Origin of the sequence: Mesorhizobium sp. WSM2561 (genome assembly GCF_000513915.1) — a bacterium.
Classification (GTDB): domain Bacteria; phylum Pseudomonadota; class Alphaproteobacteria; order Rhizobiales; family Rhizobiaceae; genus Mesorhizobium; species Mesorhizobium muleiense.
Window position 1 is genome coordinate 19,467 of sequence record NZ_AZUX01000021.1, and the last position, 19,646, is coordinate 39,112.

A 19,646-nucleotide genomic window follows, 5' to 3' on the forward strand; every position below is an offset into this window, starting at 1 on the left:
GTTGGGACTGTTTGTCACCGCTGTCACCGCCTGTCACCCGGTGACGCCCTATATTACCTCCGTTGCCATCTAGGGGTATCTATAATTATTCCACCACTTTTCGGCATTCCTACTGGTGACAGTGGTGACAGCGGTGACAATCCAGCAAAATCAAAGGTTCTTCCGTCACCAGTAGGATCATTTCTACTGGTGACTCTGGTGACGGGATCGCCGCGCGGCGGTATCATTGCGGCATCTCGTTGATATCGTCCGGTGTTGATGGTCGTGTTGGTATTATATGCGATGGTGATTGCGGAGCGGTTGCCCCATCCAATGCCCTTAAAAGACCATCGATGTTTGCAGCACATTCGGTATGGGGCGCGCACATCTTGTTGTACGTGTAGCGGTCGCCAACCGACCAAAGCAATAAAGCGGCAATAATAAGAACTGCGGTGATTGATAGCTTTATGTTGCGATTGCGGGTCACGCGCGCGGCTCCAACGTTGTTGCGTATCAAAGTTGAATGCGCTGAACGGAATTTGCAATCACTTTGAACTAAGCGACCGGTTGGCGGAGATATCTTCCGCCACGCATTTGCCGTTAGCGCATTGAAATTCCTATTGATCAGGGTGAATACTTTCTCGCCGCTAACCACTCGACTAGCCATTTCATCGTTTTCGACGGTCATCTCTCTGGTCTTGGTCGAATTGATCGCCTTGGTCAATCAAGCAATGTCGAATAATTGTCGGTATTCGTTTCACTCTATATTTGCGTTGTTTATGGTCGAATTGAATCAACGTGAAATAACGTGATCGTCAAAGCAAATACTACTTTACATTTAGGCCGAAGCGCTCCAACTTAATGTCACACAGTACCTAGACGATATTTAAAGGAGACACCTCAATGCACATCGCACGTCCAGCCTTCCCGTACCCGCGCGCTTTCGCCAACCCCGAACCTGATCTGTTCGTAAAAAGCGATACGGGGCGCGGCGAAGCGGTCACCGTCCGCAACGGCGATGTCTCGCAGACGGCGCTGATCGCTCGCCTCTCTGACAATGCGAGCGAACCGCTACGCAATGCCATGACGGCACTCTCTGCCGGTGTCAGCGCGTTTGCCGCAGAGGCGAACCGGTCACGCAACGAAGTGCATCCGGCGCGCCTTCCCGCCGTGCTGCGGGAACTGGTCACCAAGCACGTGTCACCGGCCTATCAGGGGACCACAAAGGCCGGTGTCCAGGCCAAACAGGACGACGCCGCCGCATGGGCGCGTTCCACGACGCCGGAGCCATCCGTTGGGACCGTAGGGAACGAATATCGACAGATTTGGCTACCGCTCTCGTTGGCCGAACGTGCCGCCCGCATCGAGCATGCCGATATCGATGAGTTGGCCGCTATTCAGCAAGTGCCCGGCATGTTCCGCGACATGACCGACACGCCGATTTGGGCCGAGATCGAACGCCGCTCGGCAATCCTGAACACCGCCAAAAAATACGCTCTGAACGGTGCATTCAACAAACAGTCAACCGCTGCCGACCCGCTTGCATCTGGTCCGGACCAATCACAGGTCGAAGCGGAAGCGCAGCGGCTTATCGATACCCGCAAGGAACGTCTCAACAATCTCTCGCTGGTCGAGACGACACTGACCAGCGTTGCAACCGTCGTCGCCGTCGCGGCTGAATTGCCGATTGAAGCCGCATACAAGCTGCTCATGGGTCGCGAGTAGCGGCGATGACGTTGCCCACGTCCATTGTCCTTAAAGCCGGCCCGACGCTTCGCTCTGCGGACCTTTGCGCGGCGTTCGGTTTTACGCGGCAGTCTTTAAATTACTACCGCCGACGCCACAACTTTCCCGCCCCAACCGGACGCAACATCGCTGCACGGTATGAGACTAGAGCCGTAACCGCATGGCTCGATGCGCGCGGCGTTAAAACTGTCTTCGTGTGAACCGCTAATTGCCGAATATTAAACGGAATTCTTGATGGGTGACAAAGACAAAATTACTGGCAGGTTCTTGCCCGGGAATAAGCTTGGTGGACGCGCGCCGGGTGCAATTTCGCATCGCCGCCGTGCTTTGGAACAGCTTACAAATCACGGCGAAGCCATCATCAATACCGCCATCGACGCCGCGCTAAAAGGCGATACGCAATTGCTGTCAGTGTTGGTCAAGATGCTTGTTCCCATGGGTGGGATACCGGCCATGATCCCGAACGGTGACCCAATCGAAGCGTATTCCCAAGGAGAAATCAATTCTGGCGAGCTTCGCCAACTGATGACTTCTGTTGAGAAGGCAAGACAACTGGACGCCACTCACAAGGGCGACAATCGCAACGAGCCGCAACGGACCACCGTTCTTCCGGATGAAGATGCGGCGGAAATCTACCGGCGAATGATTGAAAACCCATGACGACGCAACGCGAAACAGTCGCCATTCCGGATTGCGTTTATGTGGACGAAACCTTTGCCGCATCGATCTTCGGTTTCGATATGGACAGGCTTTATTACATGCAGTCGTGGAATTCGTTCCCAATCCCGACCCAAATCGGAAAGTTGTTGGTCATTCGCACTTCCGACATCGCACGATGGGCGAAGAATAGGGACTACAGCATTACCCGGTATGCAATTTAAACCCAAACAGGAACGCAACAATGCGCATCGTATATTTCCGCAATGCCAAGCTTGAAGCCGAATTATTGGACAACGCAATCGTAAGCGTTCGCAATCTCAATTCGCCCGGTCACGGCAATCTGTCCGACGACATACTGTTTCATGGTGGACGATTGGCAATCGTCTTCGATGTTGATGACGCCAGCGACAACCCGTCTATCGACTTTGACAGTCCCGGCGACCGCAGCCGCAATGCCATCGACGTAAAAGATAGGCTCTAACGGTGACCGCGCAGCTAATCTTTGTCGAAAGCGCCAAGCTCTATGTGATGCTGATCGACAACAAGATTTTTCAAATTCAGACGACGGCCGACGCGCATATCAACCCACATGCGACACGTGTTGACTGCTTGGACGCTACCGCTGCGCGGACCAACGTCCACGTTGCCGACCGCAACGTCTATGGGGACCGGCCTAAGCTCAATCTGGACGCCGCCGACATCACCACATTTGCAGCGTGGTTGCACTCGACAATGCCGGACGCATCGACCAAGGCATTTGGCAACGCGATGTTCGGCTACTTCGCCGGATCGGCGTTCTTTACCGAAGTGCTGACCGCAGCCGGTCAGATCGTGTGCGCACCGGAGCTTAAGCGCCCGCCGCAGGGCGATGAGACGTACTATATCGCGAAGGCCCGCGCGTCCGATCCGGAGGGTTTCGAAGAGTTGGCCGCAGCGTATGCGAAAGCGGTTCAATGACCAGAGCAACAATACGGCGACTAATCGCGGAAAACCGCAAAAACTTCAAGGATATGTCGGACTGGTTCACGCCGGAAGTTATACACATGATTAAAGACCCGTCCGATCGCAAGTTTATCACCGATGTTGCATTGCCGATATATCGCAGCACCGGAAACGAACAAAGGGTGCGCTACGGATCGTTCACAGTGGAAGATCAACAAAGGGTTGGACGCATAATTCGCGAAGCGAACGAGAATATACAAAGATATTTAAAGGAATAATTCATATGGACCTCGCGACAATTGGCTTTAAAGCCGAAACATCTGACCTTGTCGAAGCAAAGGCGAAGCTGGAAGCGTTGGTTCCGGCCGCTACAAAGGTCGAACGCGCGTCCGATGTGGTCAACCGCTCACTGACGGAAACTGGCTCGGCTGCACAACGCGCCGCAGCCGGCATCGGCAAGACGACAAGCGCGGCGAATGCCGCTACGGTCGGTCACCAGCGACAGGCGCAAGCGGTACAGGCGGCGACAGGTGCGAACAATGCGAATGCGGCAAGCGCTGCGGCAGCGGCAGGCGCAACCACGCAACTAGGCAACGCTGCCGATGCAGCGGCCGGCAAGATCAAGCGCTTGCAGACTGCCGCCAATCAAAACAGCGGCGCAATGAAATCGAATACCGGCAACATCGCGGCACAGTTTCAGGATATTGGCGTGACGGCGGCAATGGGAATGAACCCGTTGTTGATTGCGTTGCAGCAAGGAACGCAACTATCGGCGGTTTTCGCTCAATCCGGCGCAAGTCTCGGCGCGACACTCATGGGCGCGTTCGCATCGGTGATCAGCCCGGTTTCGTTGCTGACAATCGGTATCGTCGCATTAACTGCGGCGGCAATTCAGTATTTCATGACTTTCATTGCCGGCAGCGAAGACAATGCGGAAGCGTTGGAAAAGGAAGCTGCATTGATCAACAAAGTTACCGAACAATGGGGAAACGCGGTTCCCGCGTTGAAGGCATACAATGATGAACGGAAAAAGCTAGAAGGTCAGAAAGACCTTGATACGGCGGTTACTCTTGCGATCAAGGGTGAATATGCCGAATTGCGCGAAATCGTCAAAGGATTAAGCGTCGATGCCGCTGATCTGACCGACCAGTTGCTTACTATCGGTGCTGATCCTAGTAAAATCGTTGGTATGCAGGATAAATTCGCCCAACTGTTCAAGGAAGTGAACGAGGGTAAGTTACAGGTTGATACGCTAAAGAACGTTCAAGATGTACTTTCGCAACTTTATGCGACGACACATATTCCCGCCGCGCAACGGATGGCGGAAGCTATCGGCGGGATCGCGGATGAATTCGACCGTGCGAGAAAAGCCGGCGAAGCCCTTGCCGCCGACAAAGCTTTGCTTGATTTCTTTCAGCGTTCGCCGCTCGGCCAACTTACGCCGCTCACAAGCGGCGGCGGGCAGTTCCTAAATCCCGACCAGTTGCAGACGTTCAACGCAAACGAAAAGATGTACGAGGAAGCCGGCGCGTCCGCTGCGGCTGCGATGATCCGTGGTTTCGAAAGCTTTTCAAATAAAGCTTATCCAGACAAGAAAGCTTCAACCGGCGAATTCGATGCGTGGCGGGTTGGCTTTGGTAGTGACACGATAACCCATGCGAACGGCACGTTTGAAAAGGTCACAAAGGATACCGTCGTCACGCTTGCCGATGCGCAACGCGATCTTTCCCGCCGCCTGATTGAGTTTCAAACGGGCATTCAAAAGGCAATCGGAATTGATACATGGAATTCGCTCAACGAAGGTCAGAAAGCCGCGTTGTCGTCCATTGCATACAATTACGGCCAACTGCCGAAATCGATTGTCGATGCGATCAACGGTGGTGACGGTCCCGCCGCAGTTGCAAAAGCGATTGCCGGGCTAAGCGCCAACCCGGAACGTCGCAGACAGGAAGCGTCCGCGTTTCTTTCCGGCTCCGGTCTTTCCATGAGCGATGCCGGATTGGGCGCAAGCTCAACGAAGAAAACGCCGGATGATCTGTTCAAAGGTAGCATGGAACAAATCCAAGCGCGTATCGATTTGATCAATGCGGAAGCCGAAGCACAACGCGGCCTTAATCCACTCATTACCGATTATGGCTACGCGACAGAAAAAGCCCGCATCGAACAACAGCTTTTGAATGATGCACATAGGGCCGGTGTTGAAGTGACGCCGGAACTTGCCGACAAGATCGACCTACTTGCCGGCAACTATGCAAAAGCATCGGCCGGCGCAAAGGAATTGGAAGAAAGTCAACGAAAAGCTGCCGAAGCGGCAAGAGAATTCGGCGCTTTCAGTAAAGAGATATTGGGCGGGTTTATTTCCGATCTTCGCAACGGATTGAAAAGCGGTGAAGGCTTTTGGGATAGCTTTAAGAATGCTGCGATGAACGCGCTAGACCGGATCGTTGACAAGCTGTTGAACAACGTTTTGGACGCGCTCTTTCAAGTCAACTCGGCCGGTGGCGGTGGTGGCGGCATTCTCGGAAGTATTTTCAGCTTGTTCGGTGGCGGCGGTGGCGCGAGCGCGTTCACGTTCGCGGCTGGCGCTGGTCTTTGGGCCAAAGGCGGCGCGTTCGCCAATGGTATCAGCGGTCATTCGAATTCAGTCGTGTCAAGTCCGACCTTGTTTGCATTCGCAAGCGGTGCCGGGATCATGGGCGAAGCCGGGCCGGAAGCGATCATGCCGTTGCAGCGCGGGCCGGATGGCTCGCTAGGCGTCCAGATGCACGGCAAGGCGGCATCGCAAGCCGTCAATAACAATAACGTCGATGTGACGAATGTTTATCAGATCAGCGGCGCGATCAGCCGTGAAGATATCGTTGCAGAAATCAAGAACACGGCGAAAAATACTCTCGAAACGACTAAAAAATCAATGGTGAGTTGGTTGAACCAATATTCGCAGGATGGATCGGTTGTGTCATGACGCGGAAACTTTTGCTCACACAAAAGCAGATCACTGCTATCTGTCGTGGCGCTGCCAAGGCGGGTCATGTGCCAATCATCGAAACGCAAGGCGGCGTGAACGTGCGCCTTGTGCCGGCATCTGACAACGATCGCCCCGGCCAAAAGCCGCCGCTGCCCGAACCAGACGTAAAGGTGCGGTTTTGATTGCCGCCAGAAGACGATATGAAATTCACGAAAAGAACCGACACGGAAAATACATCTGGTATTTTCGAAGACCGGGACAAATCCGCGTCCGTCTGCCAAACGATTACAACTCGCGAGAATACCTAGCGGCATACAACGCCGCGTTCGCGGGCAAGCTTGTTGTGCAACCGATAGGCCGTCCCGCAGCACACACTTTTGCATGGTTGATTGACCAGTATCGCCAGAGCGCGCATTACAAAGGATTGCGACCATCAACGCAACGGCAGCGTTCGAGCATCTTGAAGCGGCTGGTTGATAGCTCCGGTTCGCAATCGTTCGCCGCGATCAAACGCCATCACATTCAAGCCGCAATGGACGCGAAAGCCGATACGCCTTTTGCAGCCAACAACGGGTTGAAGGCGTTGCGCAAGCTATTTGAATGGGCGGTTAGTGCCGGGCATATCGAGAACAATCCTTGCGTCGGCGTGATGCCAATCCGTGCCAGCACGGACGGTTTCCATAGTTGGACCGTCGATCAAGTCGAGCAATTCCGCAAACATCACCCGGTCGGATCACGCGCCCGCCTTGCGCTCGATATCATGCTGTTTTGTGGATTGCGAAGAGGCGACCTTGTACGGGTAGGACCGCAGCACGTCCGCGATGGTCTAATCACGATCAAGACCCAAAAGACCGGAACCATAGTCTACCTAACCATATGGCCGGAATTGCAACGATCCATTGATGCCACACCAACCGGGCTGCAATCGTTCATGGTCACGTCTTACGGCAAGCCGTTTAGCTCCGCAGAGAGCTTTGGCACATGGTTCGCAAAGCAATGCAACGACGCCAAGCTACCTAAAGAGTGTCGAGCGCATGGGCTTCGTAAAGCCGGCGCGACCATCGCAGCGGATAATGGTGCAAGCGCTCATGAACTGTGCGCGATGTTCGGATGGTCCAAACTAGCGACGGCAGAAATTTACACCAAAGAAGCTGATCGCAAGCGGCTTTCGCGAGCGGCAAGCGAACGGATTGCAATGAGCCGCGTTTTGACCAACGGCCATCGTCTATCCGATGCGACCATCTAGGTCGTGATACCGACTGTCCAATTCGTCAAGATCATCGTCGGTGTCGGCAATTGCCCGGTCGAGCGCAACAATCCCGAAGACAACCGGGCGGCGCAATCCGCCCCGTTTTTGCGCTGTTGACACGGCACTGGTTAGTAGATTGGTTAGTTGGTCACTAACCGAAAGTCGCTAGAAGCCTTGGAAATAAAGGAATTTCAGGGGTTGACTGGCGGAGGGAGTGGGATTCGAACCCACGGTGGGCTTGCACCCACGCCGGTTTTCAAGACCGGTGCCTTAAACCGCTCGGCCATCCCTCCATGGTGATTTTTCAACCACCTGGATGCTCGTCCTGATCTCAACGCGTACCCTGTGGGCACGCCTCGGAGATCGTTCGCTCTTCATTGCTCTAGTGCGCCCAACGAAGTCCTGTCAACCGGCTGTTGCCGGTTCCTGCCAGGGGCAGGGCACGGGTGCTTGACGGCGGGGCTTGAGCAGGACGAGCAACGCTGCGCCGAAGCTCGAAACGCCGTGATTTTTCACAGCGATCGCCGGGTCGGCCTGTGCCACAATCTCGCCCGGTTCCGACCATAATCGGTTAATACGGTGATAAACAATTCCTGTGCACAAGGGATTGCGAATCAAGGTGTCGCTGGCATTGTCGGGTAGGTTTTGGCCCCGCCGACGGTCAAGTTGCGGCGCCTTTGTTGAGAGGGGACAATCGAAAAATGCCAAGCACGACGCGCCCGCGTCTTCGTCGCGCTTCCGCTTTCGCGTTGTGTGCCCTGTCGGCTGCCTTGCTGGCGGCTTGCGCGGCGCCGCCACAGCCAAAGGCAATGGTCAACAAGAAGCCTCGCTCCAAGGAATATTTTGCCGAATCCGAATATGGCGTAAAAGCCAGCCCGCGCGTTAGCTTCAAGATGTCGGGCCTGCAGCGTGGCGGCGGACGCGATCAGCTCGGCAAGCCCTATCAAGTGCGCGGCAAGTGGTATTATCCGAAGGAAGACAAGCGCTACGCCAAGAAGGGTCTCGCCTCCTGGTATGGCGAAGCCTTCCACGGCAGGCTGACCGCCAACGGCGAAGTCTACGACATGACACATCTGACCGGCGCGCATCCGACAATGCCGCTGCCGAGCTATGCGCGCGTCACCAATCTGAAGACCGGCAGCTCGGTCGTCGTGCGCGTCAACGATCGCGGTCCTTACCATGACGGACGCATCATCGATGTGTCGAAACGCGCCGCCGAAATGCTCGACTATGCCAATATCGGCACGGCCAAGGTGAAGGTCGAATATGTCGGACGGGCGCCGCTTCACGGCAATGACGAACAATATCTGATGGCCTCTTACCATCCCGGCAACAGGGCGCCGGATCCGTCGGACGGCCTGCCCACCGGCGTCATGATCGCCATGAACGGACCATCGCCGAGCACGGCGTTGGCCGCCGCCGCTCCGTTTCCCGGTCAGTTGACGAATTCCGCATCGGCACAGCCTGTCGTGGCGGCGCAGACGCCGGCCGCTGGCAGTGTGGCGCTGCCAGATTTCGGGCCGATCGTGCCGGAACGGCCGCAGATCAATCTGCCGCCGCAATCGCCATTCAGGGTAGCGACGCTGTCTTATGCGAGCGAACGCGTGCAGCGCTCCTCCACTGTCTTTGCCGCGATGGATGGCGCCGGCATGTCGCCTGCCGAAATCCTACAATCGTGGAAGCGGCAAGGTCCTTCGGCCGCTTTGCCCACGGACTATATCGCGGCGGGCTCGTTCGAGGATGCCGCCGAGGCGCAGCAGGTGGCAACCCAGCTTTCCGGCTTTGGCAAGACCGAAATCCAGCGCTCCGAATTCGAGGGCAAGGATTGGTATTCGGTCAATCTCTATCCGGACGGCCATGGCAGCCTGGACGACATGCTGCAGGCGGCATGGTCGCATGGCGCGCCGGACGCGCTCGTGGTTCGGAATTGACCGGCAAAACCTGAAGTTTTGGCCGGTTGTCCATCGCGCGGTTGCTCGGCCGGGACAAAGCCTGATAATGCATGTCGCGCAAAGGTGTGCAGCGGTTTTGCGACAACGACATGCATAAAAAAACAACTTAAAGCGCGTCGCGTGAGGTCGTCGAACGCGACGCGCTTTAGAGCTTGCCCGGAACTACCGGCTGACAGGTCGAACTTCTCATGAAATTTCGCTTCGCCGCGCCTCTCGCCGGGCTTCTGGGTTTTGGCCTCCTGCTGCTTTCGCTGGCTCCGGCCGCGGCGCAGCTTTTCGAAACCAAGGCCGCGCAGGCCTTCATGATCGATGCCGAAACCGGAACGGTGCTGTTTTCCAAGGATGCCGACAGGCCGATTCAGCCGGCGTCGCTGGCCAAGCTGATGACGATGGAGGTGGTGTTCAACGCCATCAAATCGGGGCGCGTGACGCTCGACGATACATACGTGGTGAGTGAGAACGCATGGCGCACCGGCGGCGCGCCATCCGGCACGTCGACAATGTTTGCCCAACTCAAGTCGACGATCCGGCTTCAAGACCTGATCCAGGGCGTGGCGGTCCAGGCAGCCAATGACGGCTGCATCATCATCGCCGAAGGGTTTGCCGGATCGGAGGCGAATTTCGCGACTGGGATGACCGAGCGCGCAAGGCAGATTGGCCTCGAGAAATCGACATTCGTCAATGCAACCGGTCTGCCGGCCGATGGTCAGCAAACGACGGTTCGAGAGCTTGCGCTCCTTGCCCTGCATATCTGGCGCGAGTACCCGGACCTCTATCGCTACTACGGCCAGAAGGATTTCACCTGGAACAAGATCACCCAGCGGAACCGCAACCCGCTGCTGGCGATGGATATCGGCGCCGACGGCCTGGCGATGGGCAGGAGCGAGGCATCCGGCTTCGGCATCGTCGGCTCGGTCAGCCAAGGTGGCAGGCGGGTCATTGCGGCTATGAGCGGCCTGGCAAGCGACCGCGAGCGCGCCGAAGAAGCGCGAAAGCTGCTCGACTGGGGCCTTCGTTCCTTTGAGAAAACCGAGATTTTCGCCAAGGACGAGGTGGTCGGCAAGGCCCAGGTTTTCGGCGGCGCGAAATCCGGCGTGGCGCTGAAGGCAAAAGCGCCCGTGGTCATCTTCCTGCCGATCGCCAACCGCGACAAGCTGACCGCCAGAATCGTCTATGAGGGACCGGTTGCAGCCCCCGTGGAGGAGGGGCAACCGGTGGGTGCGCTGCGGGTCTGGATCGGTGACACGCTGAGCCAGGAGACGCCGCTTTTCGCCGCCGAGCCGGTTGGCGTCGGCTCGCTGCCGCAACGCGCACTCGATGCCGCCAAGGAACTGGCGGTCGGCTGGCTGCGTTAGCAGCCGTGGCGTGGACCTTTTCTCAAGTCAGGACTATTACGGTCCCGCAGCATGGTAAAAGGCTTTGGTGAGCGGATTCTTCATCACCTTCGAAGGCGGAGAAGGGGCAGGCAAGTCGACGCAGATCGAGCGGCTGGCCAGCAAGATGCGCGCCAAGAAATACGATGTCCTTGTCACGCGCGAGCCGGGCGGCTCGCCAGGCGCAGAGGCGGTCCGGCATGTGCTGCTTTCCGGCGCTGCCGAACCATTCGGCCCCAGGATGGAGGCGCTGCTGTTCGCCGCCGCGCGTTCCGACCATGTCGAGCAGGTCATCCGGCCGGCGGTCGAGCGCGGCTCGGTCGTGCTTTGTGATCGCTTCATGGACTCCTCGCGCGTCTACCAAGGCGTCACCGGCGGCCTCGATCCAGCCTTCATGGGCGCGCTGGAGAAGGTCGCCATCAACGGCATGGTGCCCGACGTGACGCTGATCTTCGATATCGACCCGGCCGAAGGACTGCGGCGCGCCACCGCACGGCGGGGCACCGATGCCGGCGCCGACCGCTTCGAAAAGGAAACGCTCGATATCCACCAGCGCCGCCGCGAAGCCTTTCTGGCGATCGCCGCGGCAGAACCCGAGCGCTGCATCGTCATCGACGCGTCCGCCGACCCCGACACGGTGGAGAATGTCGTCGCCGGCGCCGTGTTCGCGGCGCTGGAGACGATGACGCCGAGGCACAGGAAGCAGGCGCCGGGATGATTTTCGAACGGATCGCACCAGAACAGCACGACACGCTTGACGGCGTACCGGAGCCATCCGAGACGCCGCGTCTGGTCGGACATGACCAGGCAGCGAACATGCTGGCGTCAGCCTATCGCTCCGGGAAGCTGCCGCATGCGCTCATCTTTGTCGGGCCGGTCGGCATCGGCAAGGCGACGCTCGCCTTTCACCTGGCGCATCATCTGTTGAAGCATCCGGCGTTCGAACAGGCGCCGGAGGTCCTTGCCGTTCCCGATCCGACGTCATCGCTGTTTCGCCAGATCGCCACCGGCGCGCATCCTTCGGTGCTGCATCTGACCCGCCCGCCGAACGACAAGACCAAGAGTTTCAAGACGGTCGTCACCGTCGACGAGATCCGCAAGGTCAGCCGTTTCCTGTCGCTGACCTCACATGACGGCAGCTACCGGGTGGTGATCGTCGATCCGGCCGACGACATGAATACCAATGCGGCCAACGCCTTGTTGAAGAATCTTGAAGAACCGCCGGCACGCACCTTGTTCATCCTCATCGTCCATGCGCCGGGCAGCCTGCTGCCGACCATCCGCTCGCGCTGCCAGATGGTGCGGCTGACGCCGCTCGATGCCGAGAGCCTGATGACGGTTCTGGAGAGCGTCGAACCCCCGCCAACGGACGATCCCGCGGCGCGCGCGGCACTGGCCAAGCGGGCAGGGGGCAGCGCGCGCACCGCAATCCTGTTGACGCAATATGGCGGGCTGGAAATCGCTGAGACGCTCGATGCCCTGGCGACAGCGGCAAAGAGCGATGTTGCCGGCGCCTATCGCCTCGCCGAGGCGGTCGCCGGGCGCGACCGGGCGATCCAGTTCGATATTTTCAATCGCCGTGCGCTCGACCTGCTCTCGACCGGCGCAAACCAGGCCGCGCTGGCGGGCGATCTGGCGCGGGCCAAAACGCTGTCGGATACTTGGCACGAGGCTTTGAACGCTATATCTGAAACCGACACCTACAATCTCGACAAGAAGCAGCACGCCTTGACCATGATCGACCGCCTGAATTCTGCAATGCGAATGTGACGGCCCATCGGGATGGCAATCGCCGTTTCGATGCGATATCCACCGACATCTTTCATTCAGACATTCATGACGGCTCATCCATGGCACGCGAAAAATACTACCTCACAACGCCGATTTTCTATCCGAACGGCAAGCCGCATATCGGTCATGCCTACACTGTCATCGCCAGCGACACGCTGGCCCGCTTCCACCGGCTCGACGGCAAGGACGTCTTCTTCGTCTCGGGAACCGACGAGCACGGCTTGAAGATGCAGCAAACGGCGGACGCCGAAGGCCTGACGCCGAAAGCGCTTGCCGATCGCAACTCGGCGATCTTCCGCTCGATGTATGAAGCGATCGGTTGTTCGAACGACGTTTTCATCCGCACCACCGAGGAGCGCCATTACAAGTCCTGCCAGGCGATCTGGACGCGCATGGCGGAGAATGGCGACATCTACCTCGACCGCTACAGCGGCTGGTATTCGGTGCGGCAGGAAGCCTATTTCGACGAGGCCGAAACCAAGGTCGGCGACGACGGCGTGCGTCGCGAGCCGCTCGGCTCGCCGGTCGAGTGGACCGAGGAAGAGAGCTATTTCTTCCGCCTTTCCGCCTATCAGGACAAGCTGCTCGCGCTCTATGAAAGCAACCCCGAATTCGTCGGTCCGGCCGAGCGGCGCAACGAAGTCGTCAGCTTCGTCAAATCCGGACTGAAGGATCTGTCGATCTCGCGCACCACGTTCAATTGGGGCGTGCCGGTGCCGGGCGACGACAAGCATGTGATGTATGTCTGGATCGATGCGCTGACCAACTACATCACCGCTGCCGGCTTCCCCGATGAAGACGCTGACGATTGGCGGTTCTGGCCGGCGGACGTCCACGTCATCGGCAAGGACATCGTCCGCTTCCACGCCGTCTACTGGCCGGCCTTCCTGCTGTCGGCGGGGATCGAGCTGCCGAAGCGCGTGTTCGCGCATGGCTTTCTGTTCAACCGCGGCGAGAAGATGTCGAAGTCGGTCGGCAATGTCGTCGATCCGTTCGCGATGATCGAGCACTACGGCCTCGACCAGGTGCGCTATTTCTTCATGCGCGAAGTGCCGTTCGGCCAGGACGGCAGCTACAGCCACGACGCCATCGTCAACCGCACCAATGCCGACCTCGCCAACGGCCTTGGCAATCTGGCGCAGCGCTCGCTGTCGATGATCGCCAAGAACTGCGGCGGCATGGTGCCGAAACGCAGCGAGTTGGCGGAGGCCGACAGGGCGATCCTCGACCAGGCGGTGGAGGCGCTTGCTACTGCACGCAAGATGATGGCGGAGCAGGGCATCCATCTAGCGCTGGCGGCGATCTTCGGCGTCGTGGCGGAGGCCGATCGCTACTTCGCCTCGCAGGAACCCTGGGCGCTCAGAAAGACCGATCCGACGCGCATGGAAACGGTGCTGTGGACGACCGCGGAAGTCGTCCGACGCGTGGCGCTGCTGTGCCAGCCCTTCATTCCGGGGTCGGCCGCCAAGCTGCTCGACCTGCTGGCTGTGCCACAGGACAGCCGCGATTTCACGCATATCCACGCGGACCATGCGCTGGTATCAGGGGTTGCTTTGCCCGCGCCGGAGGGCGTGTTTCCGCGTTACGTCGAGCAGCCGGACGCGAACATCTGATGTTGGTCGACAGTCACTGCCATCTCGACTTTCCGGATTTCGCTGAGGAGCGGGCGGCCATCGTCGCCCGCGCCTTGGCCGCTGGAATCGGTCGCATGGTGACGATCTCGACGCGTGTGAAGCGGTTCCAGCAAGTGCTTGAGATCGCTGAATCTTTCGACGAAGTCTATTGCTCGGTCGGCACCCATCCGCACAACGCCTCCGAGGAGCTGGACGTGACTCGCGAGGCGCTTGTCCGGCTGTCAGCTCATCGCAAAGTGGTGGCGATCGGCGAGGCCGGTCTCGACTATTTCTACGATCATGCGCCGCGCGATGCGCAGGCGCAGGGCTTTCGCACGCACATCGCCGCAGCGCGCGAGACGGGCCTGCCTCTGGTCATCCATGCGCGTGATGCCGACAGCGACATGGCTGATATCCTCGAGGACGAAACAGGGAAGGGCGCCTTCCCCTTCGTCCTGCACTGTTTTTCGTCCGGGCGCAGGCTGGCAGAGATCGGCGTGGCGCTCGGCGGCTATGTTTCGTTTTCCGGCATCGTGACTTTCAAGAATTCGGCCGAGCTGCGCGCCATCGCCGCCGATGTGCCACATGACCGCCTGCTGGTCGAAACCGACGCGCCGTACCTCGCGCCGGTACCGTTTCGCGGCAAGCGCAACGAGCCTGCCTATGTCGCGCATACGGCCAAGGTGGTGGCCGAAACGATCGGCGTCAGCGAGGCCGACATTGCCGCCATTACCACCGACAATTTCTTCCGGCTGTTCAGCAAGATGCCGCGGCCGACCGCGCTGAGCGCCTGACGCATGAGCGACCGGCTGCGCCTCACCATTCTCGGCTGCGGCTCATCGCCGGGCACGCCGCGCATCACCGGCGACTGGGGCAATTGCGATCCGGCCAATCCGAGGAACCGGCGCATGCGCAACGCAGCGCTCATCGAGCGGATCGCGGCAAACGGCGACAGGACCACAGTCGTCATCGACACCGGGCCGGACTTTCGCGCGCAGATGCTGCTGGCAGCGGTCAAGCGCATCGATGCGGTCGTCTATACGCATCCGCATGCCGACCATATCCACGGTATCGACGATTTGCGCGGCTTCGTGCTCGAGCAGCGTCATCGGATCGATATCCACGCTGACCAGCCCACCATGCTGCGGTTGCGGGAAGCATTCGGCTATTGTTTCGAAACACCGTTAGGCAGTTCCTATCCGCCCATTGTCGAGCCCCATATCATCGACCATGCCAGGCCGGTGGTGGTCGAAGGCGAGGGGGGTGCCCTCACCCTCGAGCCGCTGCCGCAGATCCATGGCGACATCATATCGCTTGGTTTTCGCATCGGCGGCCTAGCCTATTGCCCCGATGTCAGTGATTTCCCCGACGCCACCGCCGAACGGCTGCGCGATCTCGACGTGCTGGTCATCGACGCGCTGCAATACAGGCCGCATCCGAGCCATCTGTCGCTCGGCCAGGCACTCGGCTGGATCGAAAAACTGGCGCCGGAAAAGGCCGTTCTGACGCATATGCATGTGCCGCTCGACTACGCTGCGGTGATGGCCGAGACGCCGGCCGACGTCGACCCGGCCTATGACGGCATGGCGATCGAAATCCCTTATGAATCTGCATGATAGGTTCGGTTCTTCATGGCTGGAAGCATTGATCGTGTGACCAGGGCAGCGGCCGATGCCGACCTCGACATCGAAATCAGGCGCATGGGCGCCTCGACACGCACCGCCGAGGAAGCCGCCGCGCAATGCGGCTGCACAGTCGCCCAGATCGTCAAATCCCTGGTGTTCCAGGGAGAAACCAGCGGAAAGCTGTTTCTCTTCCTGGTTTCCGGCTCCACCCAGCTCGATCTGGCCAGGGCTGCAGCACTGACCGGCGAGCCGCTGAAGCGCGCCGACCCGCGGCAGATCCGCGACGAGACTGGATTTGCCATCGGCGGCGTGGCGCCGATCGGCCATCTGATTGCGATCCCGGCGTTCGCCGACGAAACGCTGCTCGGTTTCGACCGCATATGGGCAGCGGCCGGCGCGCACGACGCGGTGTTCGCCGCCGAGCCACACGCAATGATCAAGGCAGCGCAGGCTGTCGTGGCGACGCTGGCAGTCTGAACCGAACGCGCCTGATACGCAGCCTCGGGCTCCAGCGAGCGCCGCCCGGAGCACTCTATTCGGCGGCGATGGTGGTGGGCGGCAGCATGATTTCAGGCGCCGCCGGCGCGAACAACATCTTTACGAGGTTGCGGAAGGCGAGGATCTGGCGTTCGAGGACACGCGGGTCGCCGAGCCCGCGCGACATGATGATGCCGCCATCGATCACACAGGAGAACATGATGGCGACGTCTTCGAGGTCCATGCCTTTGCGGGCAGGATAAACGGCCGCGATCTCGTTCAGCGCATCGCGAAACCGCCCGTTCCAGGAGCGGATGGCGGCGGCGGCGATGTCGCGAACGGTGCGGTCGAAGAGGCGCTCCTGATAGGTGAACGTCGCGATAAGGCAGCCGGGGTGGCCGTTCGGCAGATCACCCATCAGTTCGGCAAGCAGCTTGAGCGTGATCAGAAACGACTGCAATGGATCATCGGACAATTGCCGGCCGCGGTGAAACACATCATCGAAGATGCGGTCGTTCTCCTCGACATAGCGCAGCATCAAGGCGCGGGCGAGTTCGTTCTTGTCCTTGAAATGATAGAAGAAGCCGCTCTTGGTGATGCCGGCTTCGGCGATCACCTCCTCGATGGACGTCGCGCCGAACCCCTTGGCAAGCACCGAGGCCTCGGCGATCTCCAGAATGCGTTCGCGCGTTTCCGCACCTTTGCGCATGACCGAATGCCCTCAAATCTACTGTACCGGCGGTATGGTTTTCACACCCGCCACCATCGGCACCGATAGCAGTACGACCGGTCCAGCGCGGCTATCCATCTGTAATTGCTGCGGTTTCCGCTTCGGTGGCGTACCGGACCACAAGCCTTCTACCGCACCGGCGGCATGTGCTGCTAAAACTTGGCTATTGCGAGCCGGCCGCCATCAGGTCGGCACGGTGTCATCTTACCACTGGAGACAAACATGGCCAAGTACCGCCAGAATCTGCCGCAACTCGCCAACAGAACATTTCTGAGCGATGGCGGCATGGAAACGACCCTCATCTTTCACGAAGGCCTCGACCTTCCGCACTTTGCTTCATTCACGCTGATGGCAACGGCTGAAGGCCGGCAGAAGCTGAGGGAATATTTTATCCGTTATCTGACCATTGCGCGCAGAAGCGGGACCGGCTTCATCCTCGACACGCCGACGTGGCGAGCCAACCCCGATTGGGGAACCTTGCTCGGCTACGGGCCGGAAGCGTTGCGGGCCGTCAACGAGGCCTCGATCGAGCTTCTTCTCGACCTGCGCAATGAGTTCGAGACCGCCGAAACGCCGTGCGTCATCAGCGGCGCGATCGGGCCGCGCGGCGACGGCTACAAAGCCGGCAAGATGGACGCCAGCGAGGCGGAAGCCTATCACGCGGCGCAGATCGAGAGTTTCGCGCGGACCGAGGCCGACATGGTTGCGGCCTATACGCTCACCAATTTCCACGAGGCAATCGGCGTGGCGCGGGCTGCCAAGGCGCATGAGATGCCGTGCATGATCTCGTTCACGGTGGAGACGGACGGCAAGCTGGTGACCGGCACGACGCTCGGCGAGGCGATCGACAGGGTCGATGACGCGACAGACGGTGCGCCGGCCTACTATATGATCAACTGCGCCCATCCGACGCATTTCATGCAGGCGCTGAACAAGGGCGAGCGCTGGCTCGATCGCGTCTATGGCGTGAAGGCGAACGCTTCAACCAAAAGCCATGCCGAACTGGACGAATCGGAAACGCTCGACGCGGGCGACCCGGACGATCTCGGGCGGCGCTACAGCAGGCTGACAGCCTCGTTTCCGACGATGCGCATCCTGGGCGGCTGCTGCGGCACCGACCACCGGCATATCGCGGCGATCTGCGAGGCCTGCGTGCCGCAAGCGGCGTAGGAAGCTGTCCCAGGGAGACGCAACGCTTACCAACCGCAGTTCCACTGGTTCCAAGGAAACAAGGAACTGCGGTTGGGCCGAAAAGCAATGCTATCAAAACGCACCTCAGTTCCATAATCTATCTTATGCGACTTTCTGATGTAGCAGCTAAGTTAAAATGTCCGGATCTGGCAAAGTAGGAATGTCGCCCCTGCATTTGCCTTGCCAATCTCCCCGCCTTCGAGCGCACAGGAGATTGCAGGTTGGGACTGGTTGTGATGAGCGAACGCGAGCTGCAGCGGATTGATGTTCTGTCGAGGGTTAGTGAGCGAAGAATGACCAGCGCCACGGCTGCGGGTTTGCTCGGCGTCTCGGCCAGGCAAGTCCAGCGGCTAATGAAGACGTTTCAGTCTGAAGGCGCGCCGGCTCTTCGCCACAAGGCGCGTGGCCGTCCCTCCAACAACCGCATTCTTGATGGTGTTCGCGACTTTGCGCTGGAGCTGATTCGGGAGCATTACGGCGATTTCGGTCCAACCCTGGGCGCGCGAGAAGCTGCTTGAGCGGCACCAGCTTGCGGTAAGCAAGGAGACGTTGCGCAAATGGATGACGGAGGCGGGCATCTGGACATTGTGCCGTGAGCGCAAGCGCCGGCTGCACCAGCCGCGCGGCCGGCGCGACTGTCTCGGCGAGATGGTGCAGATCGACGGCTCGCATCACTGGTGGTTCGAGGAGCGCGGGCCCAAATGCGCCCTGCTCGTCTTCATCGACGACGCGACCGGCCGGCTCCTACATCTGCGCTTTGCCGGGTCGGAGAACACGTTTGACTACTTTCACGCGGCGAAGTCCTATCTGCAGGCATGGGGCAAGCCGTTGGCCTTCTACAGCGACAAGCACGGTATCTTCCGGACGACGCATGGTTCCAAGTTGGACCGCGGCAGCGGCCTGACGCAGTTCGGCCGGGCGCTCTACGAGCTCAACATAGACATCATCTGCGCCAACTCCCCACAGGCGAAGGGCCGCGTCGAGCGCGCCAACCAGACGCTGCAGGACCGGCTTGTGAAGGAGCTGCGCCTGCGCGGCATCAGCACGATCGAGGCGGCCAACGCCTATGCGGCTGAGTTCATGGCGGACTTCAATGCGTGCTTTGCCAAGGAGCCACGCAACCCGAAGGACATGCACCGTCCCTTCGCCGATCACGAGAACCTGGACGGGGCCTTGTGCCGCAAGGAGGTCCGCACGCTGACGCAGGCTCTGACGCTGCGTTACGACAAGGCGATGTTCATTCTGCACCCGACCGAATTGGCGAAGAAGCTTGCCTGCAAGAAGGTGGTCGTCTGCGACTATCGCGCCGGCGAGCACCTCTGACGTGCAGCTCGTCAGGTTGGCAGAGTTCGC

At 59.4% G+C, this 19,646-nt stretch carries 20 protein-coding genes, 1 tRNA gene and 1 pseudogene; 18 read left to right on the top strand and 4 right to left on the bottom strand.

Annotated elements, in window-relative coordinates:
- Positions 1-223 precede the first annotated feature (223 nt).
- Positions 224-703, bottom strand: a complete 480-nt coding sequence (locus M727_RS41575; protein WP_156941558.1) for a hypothetical protein — start codon at positions 701-703, stop codon at positions 224-226.
- Positions 704-882: 179 nt separating this feature from the next.
- Here M727_RS41575 and M727_RS0118725 point away from each other — a divergent pair, with 179 nt between their 5' ends.
- From M727_RS0118725 to M727_RS36780, 8 genes are all read left to right on the top strand, one after another.
- Complete coding sequence (locus M727_RS0118725; RefSeq protein WP_027153966.1) at positions 883-1,704, top strand: hypothetical protein; 822 nt, start codon at positions 883-885, stop codon at positions 1,702-1,704.
- Positions 1,705-1,959: 255 nt separating this feature from the next.
- Entirely contained in the window at positions 1,960-2,385 is a 426-nt protein-coding gene (locus M727_RS36770) for a hypothetical protein (RefSeq protein ID WP_027153967.1), read from the top strand.
- Positions 2,382-2,606: a hypothetical protein gene (locus M727_RS0118735; protein ID WP_027153968.1), complete on the top strand. Its 225-nt coding sequence runs from the start codon at positions 2,382-2,384 to the stop codon at positions 2,604-2,606. The genes M727_RS36770 and M727_RS0118735 overlap by 4 nt, the downstream gene beginning before the upstream one ends.
- Before the next feature lie 20 nt (positions 2,607-2,626).
- Positions 2,627-2,866: a hypothetical protein gene (locus tag M727_RS0118740; protein ID WP_027153969.1), complete on the top strand. Its 240-nt coding sequence runs from the start codon at positions 2,627-2,629 to the stop codon at positions 2,864-2,866.
- A gap of 2 nt (positions 2,867-2,868) precedes the next feature.
- Positions 2,869-3,342: a hypothetical protein gene (locus M727_RS0118745; RefSeq protein ID WP_027153970.1), complete on the top strand. Its 474-nt coding sequence runs from the start codon at positions 2,869-2,871 to the stop codon at positions 3,340-3,342.
- Positions 3,343-3,610: 268 nt separating this feature from the next.
- Entirely contained in the window at positions 3,611-6,289 is a 2,679-nt protein-coding gene (locus M727_RS36775; RefSeq protein WP_051505647.1) for a phage tail length tape measure family protein, read from the top strand.
- On the top strand, positions 6,286-6,474 hold the full coding sequence (locus tag M727_RS0118760) for a hypothetical protein (protein ID WP_027153972.1): 189 nt from the start codon (positions 6,286-6,288) through the stop codon (positions 6,472-6,474). Before M727_RS36775 ends, M727_RS0118760 begins: the two co-directional genes overlap by 4 nt.
- On the top strand, positions 6,471-7,538 hold the full coding sequence (locus M727_RS36780) for a tyrosine-type recombinase/integrase (protein WP_084646792.1): 1,068 nt from the start codon (positions 6,471-6,473) through the stop codon (positions 7,536-7,538). The genes M727_RS0118760 and M727_RS36780 overlap by 4 nt, the downstream gene beginning before the upstream one ends.
- A gap of 206 nt (positions 7,539-7,744) precedes the next feature.
- On the opposite strand, the gene M727_RS0118775 is transcribed toward M727_RS36780, so the two are convergent.
- A tRNA-Ser gene (locus M727_RS0118775) sits at positions 7,745-7,834 on the bottom strand.
- 112 nt (positions 7,835-7,946) lie between these two features.
- On the bottom strand, positions 7,947-8,249 hold the full coding sequence (locus M727_RS41580; protein ID WP_156941559.1) for a hypothetical protein: 303 nt from the start codon (positions 8,247-8,249) through the stop codon (positions 7,947-7,949).
- Here M727_RS41580 and M727_RS0118780 point away from each other — a divergent pair.
- The 8 genes from M727_RS0118780 to M727_RS0118815 all read left to right on the top strand — a co-directional run bounded on the left by M727_RS0118780 (position 8,243) and on the right by M727_RS0118815 (position 16,372).
- Positions 8,243-9,472 (top strand): septal ring lytic transglycosylase RlpA family protein, encoded by a 1,230-nt coding sequence (locus M727_RS0118780; RefSeq protein WP_027153973.1) that lies wholly within the window; start codon positions 8,243-8,245, stop codon positions 9,470-9,472. The genes M727_RS41580 and M727_RS0118780 overlap by 7 nt on opposite strands.
- A gap of 209 nt (positions 9,473-9,681) precedes the next feature.
- A complete protein-coding gene (locus tag M727_RS0118785; RefSeq protein ID WP_027153974.1) occupies positions 9,682-10,848 on the top strand; it encodes a D-alanyl-D-alanine carboxypeptidase family protein in 1,167 nt (388 codons plus the stop codon).
- 64 nt (positions 10,849-10,912) lie between these two features.
- Positions 10,913-11,584 carry a dTMP kinase gene (tmk, locus tag M727_RS0118790; RefSeq protein WP_027153975.1) on the top strand — a complete coding sequence of 224 codons (672 nt, stop codon included), beginning with the start codon at positions 10,913-10,915 and terminating at the stop codon, positions 11,582-11,584.
- Positions 11,581-12,636, top strand: coding sequence for a DNA polymerase III subunit delta' (locus M727_RS0118795; protein WP_027153976.1), 1,056 nt, complete (start codon positions 11,581-11,583; stop codon positions 12,634-12,636). Before tmk ends, M727_RS0118795 begins: the two co-directional genes overlap by 4 nt.
- A gap of 47 nt (positions 12,637-12,683) precedes the next feature.
- Positions 12,684-14,270 (top strand): methionine--tRNA ligase, encoded by a 1,587-nt coding sequence (metG, locus tag M727_RS0118800; RefSeq protein ID WP_280944172.1) that lies wholly within the window; start codon positions 12,684-12,686, stop codon positions 14,268-14,270.
- Positions 14,270-15,064: a TatD family hydrolase gene (locus tag M727_RS0118805; RefSeq protein WP_027153978.1), complete on the top strand. Its 795-nt coding sequence runs from the start codon at positions 14,270-14,272 to the stop codon at positions 15,062-15,064. Before metG ends, M727_RS0118805 begins: the two co-directional genes overlap by 1 nt.
- Before the next feature lie 3 nt (positions 15,065-15,067).
- The gene (locus M727_RS0118810) at positions 15,068-15,886 is read left to right on the top strand and encodes an MBL fold metallo-hydrolase (protein WP_027153979.1); all 819 of its coding nucleotides are present in this window, start codon (positions 15,068-15,070) and stop codon (positions 15,884-15,886) included.
- Positions 15,887-15,901: 15 nt separating this feature from the next.
- The gene (locus M727_RS0118815; protein WP_027153980.1) at positions 15,902-16,372 is read left to right on the top strand and encodes a YbaK/EbsC family protein; all 471 of its coding nucleotides are present in this window, start codon (positions 15,902-15,904) and stop codon (positions 16,370-16,372) included.
- A 55-nt stretch (positions 16,373-16,427) separates the two neighbouring features.
- On the opposite strand, the gene M727_RS0118820 is transcribed toward M727_RS0118815, so the two are convergent.
- The gene (locus tag M727_RS0118820) at positions 16,428-17,081 is read right to left on the bottom strand and encodes a TetR/AcrR family transcriptional regulator (RefSeq protein ID WP_027153981.1); all 654 of its coding nucleotides are present in this window, start codon (positions 17,079-17,081) and stop codon (positions 16,428-16,430) included.
- A 243-nt stretch (positions 17,082-17,324) separates the two neighbouring features.
- Here M727_RS0118820 and M727_RS0118825 point away from each other — a divergent pair, with 243 nt between their 5' ends.
- Both M727_RS0118825 and M727_RS36785 read left to right on the top strand, forming a co-directional pair.
- Complete coding sequence (locus M727_RS0118825) at positions 17,325-18,272, top strand: homocysteine S-methyltransferase family protein (RefSeq protein ID WP_027153982.1); 948 nt, start codon at positions 17,325-17,327, stop codon at positions 18,270-18,272.
- A gap of 257 nt (positions 18,273-18,529) precedes the next feature.
- Positions 18,530-19,595 (top strand): annotated as a pseudogene (locus tag M727_RS36785) (ISNCY family transposase); the annotation flags it as partial.
- Positions 19,596-19,646 lie beyond the last annotated feature (51 nt).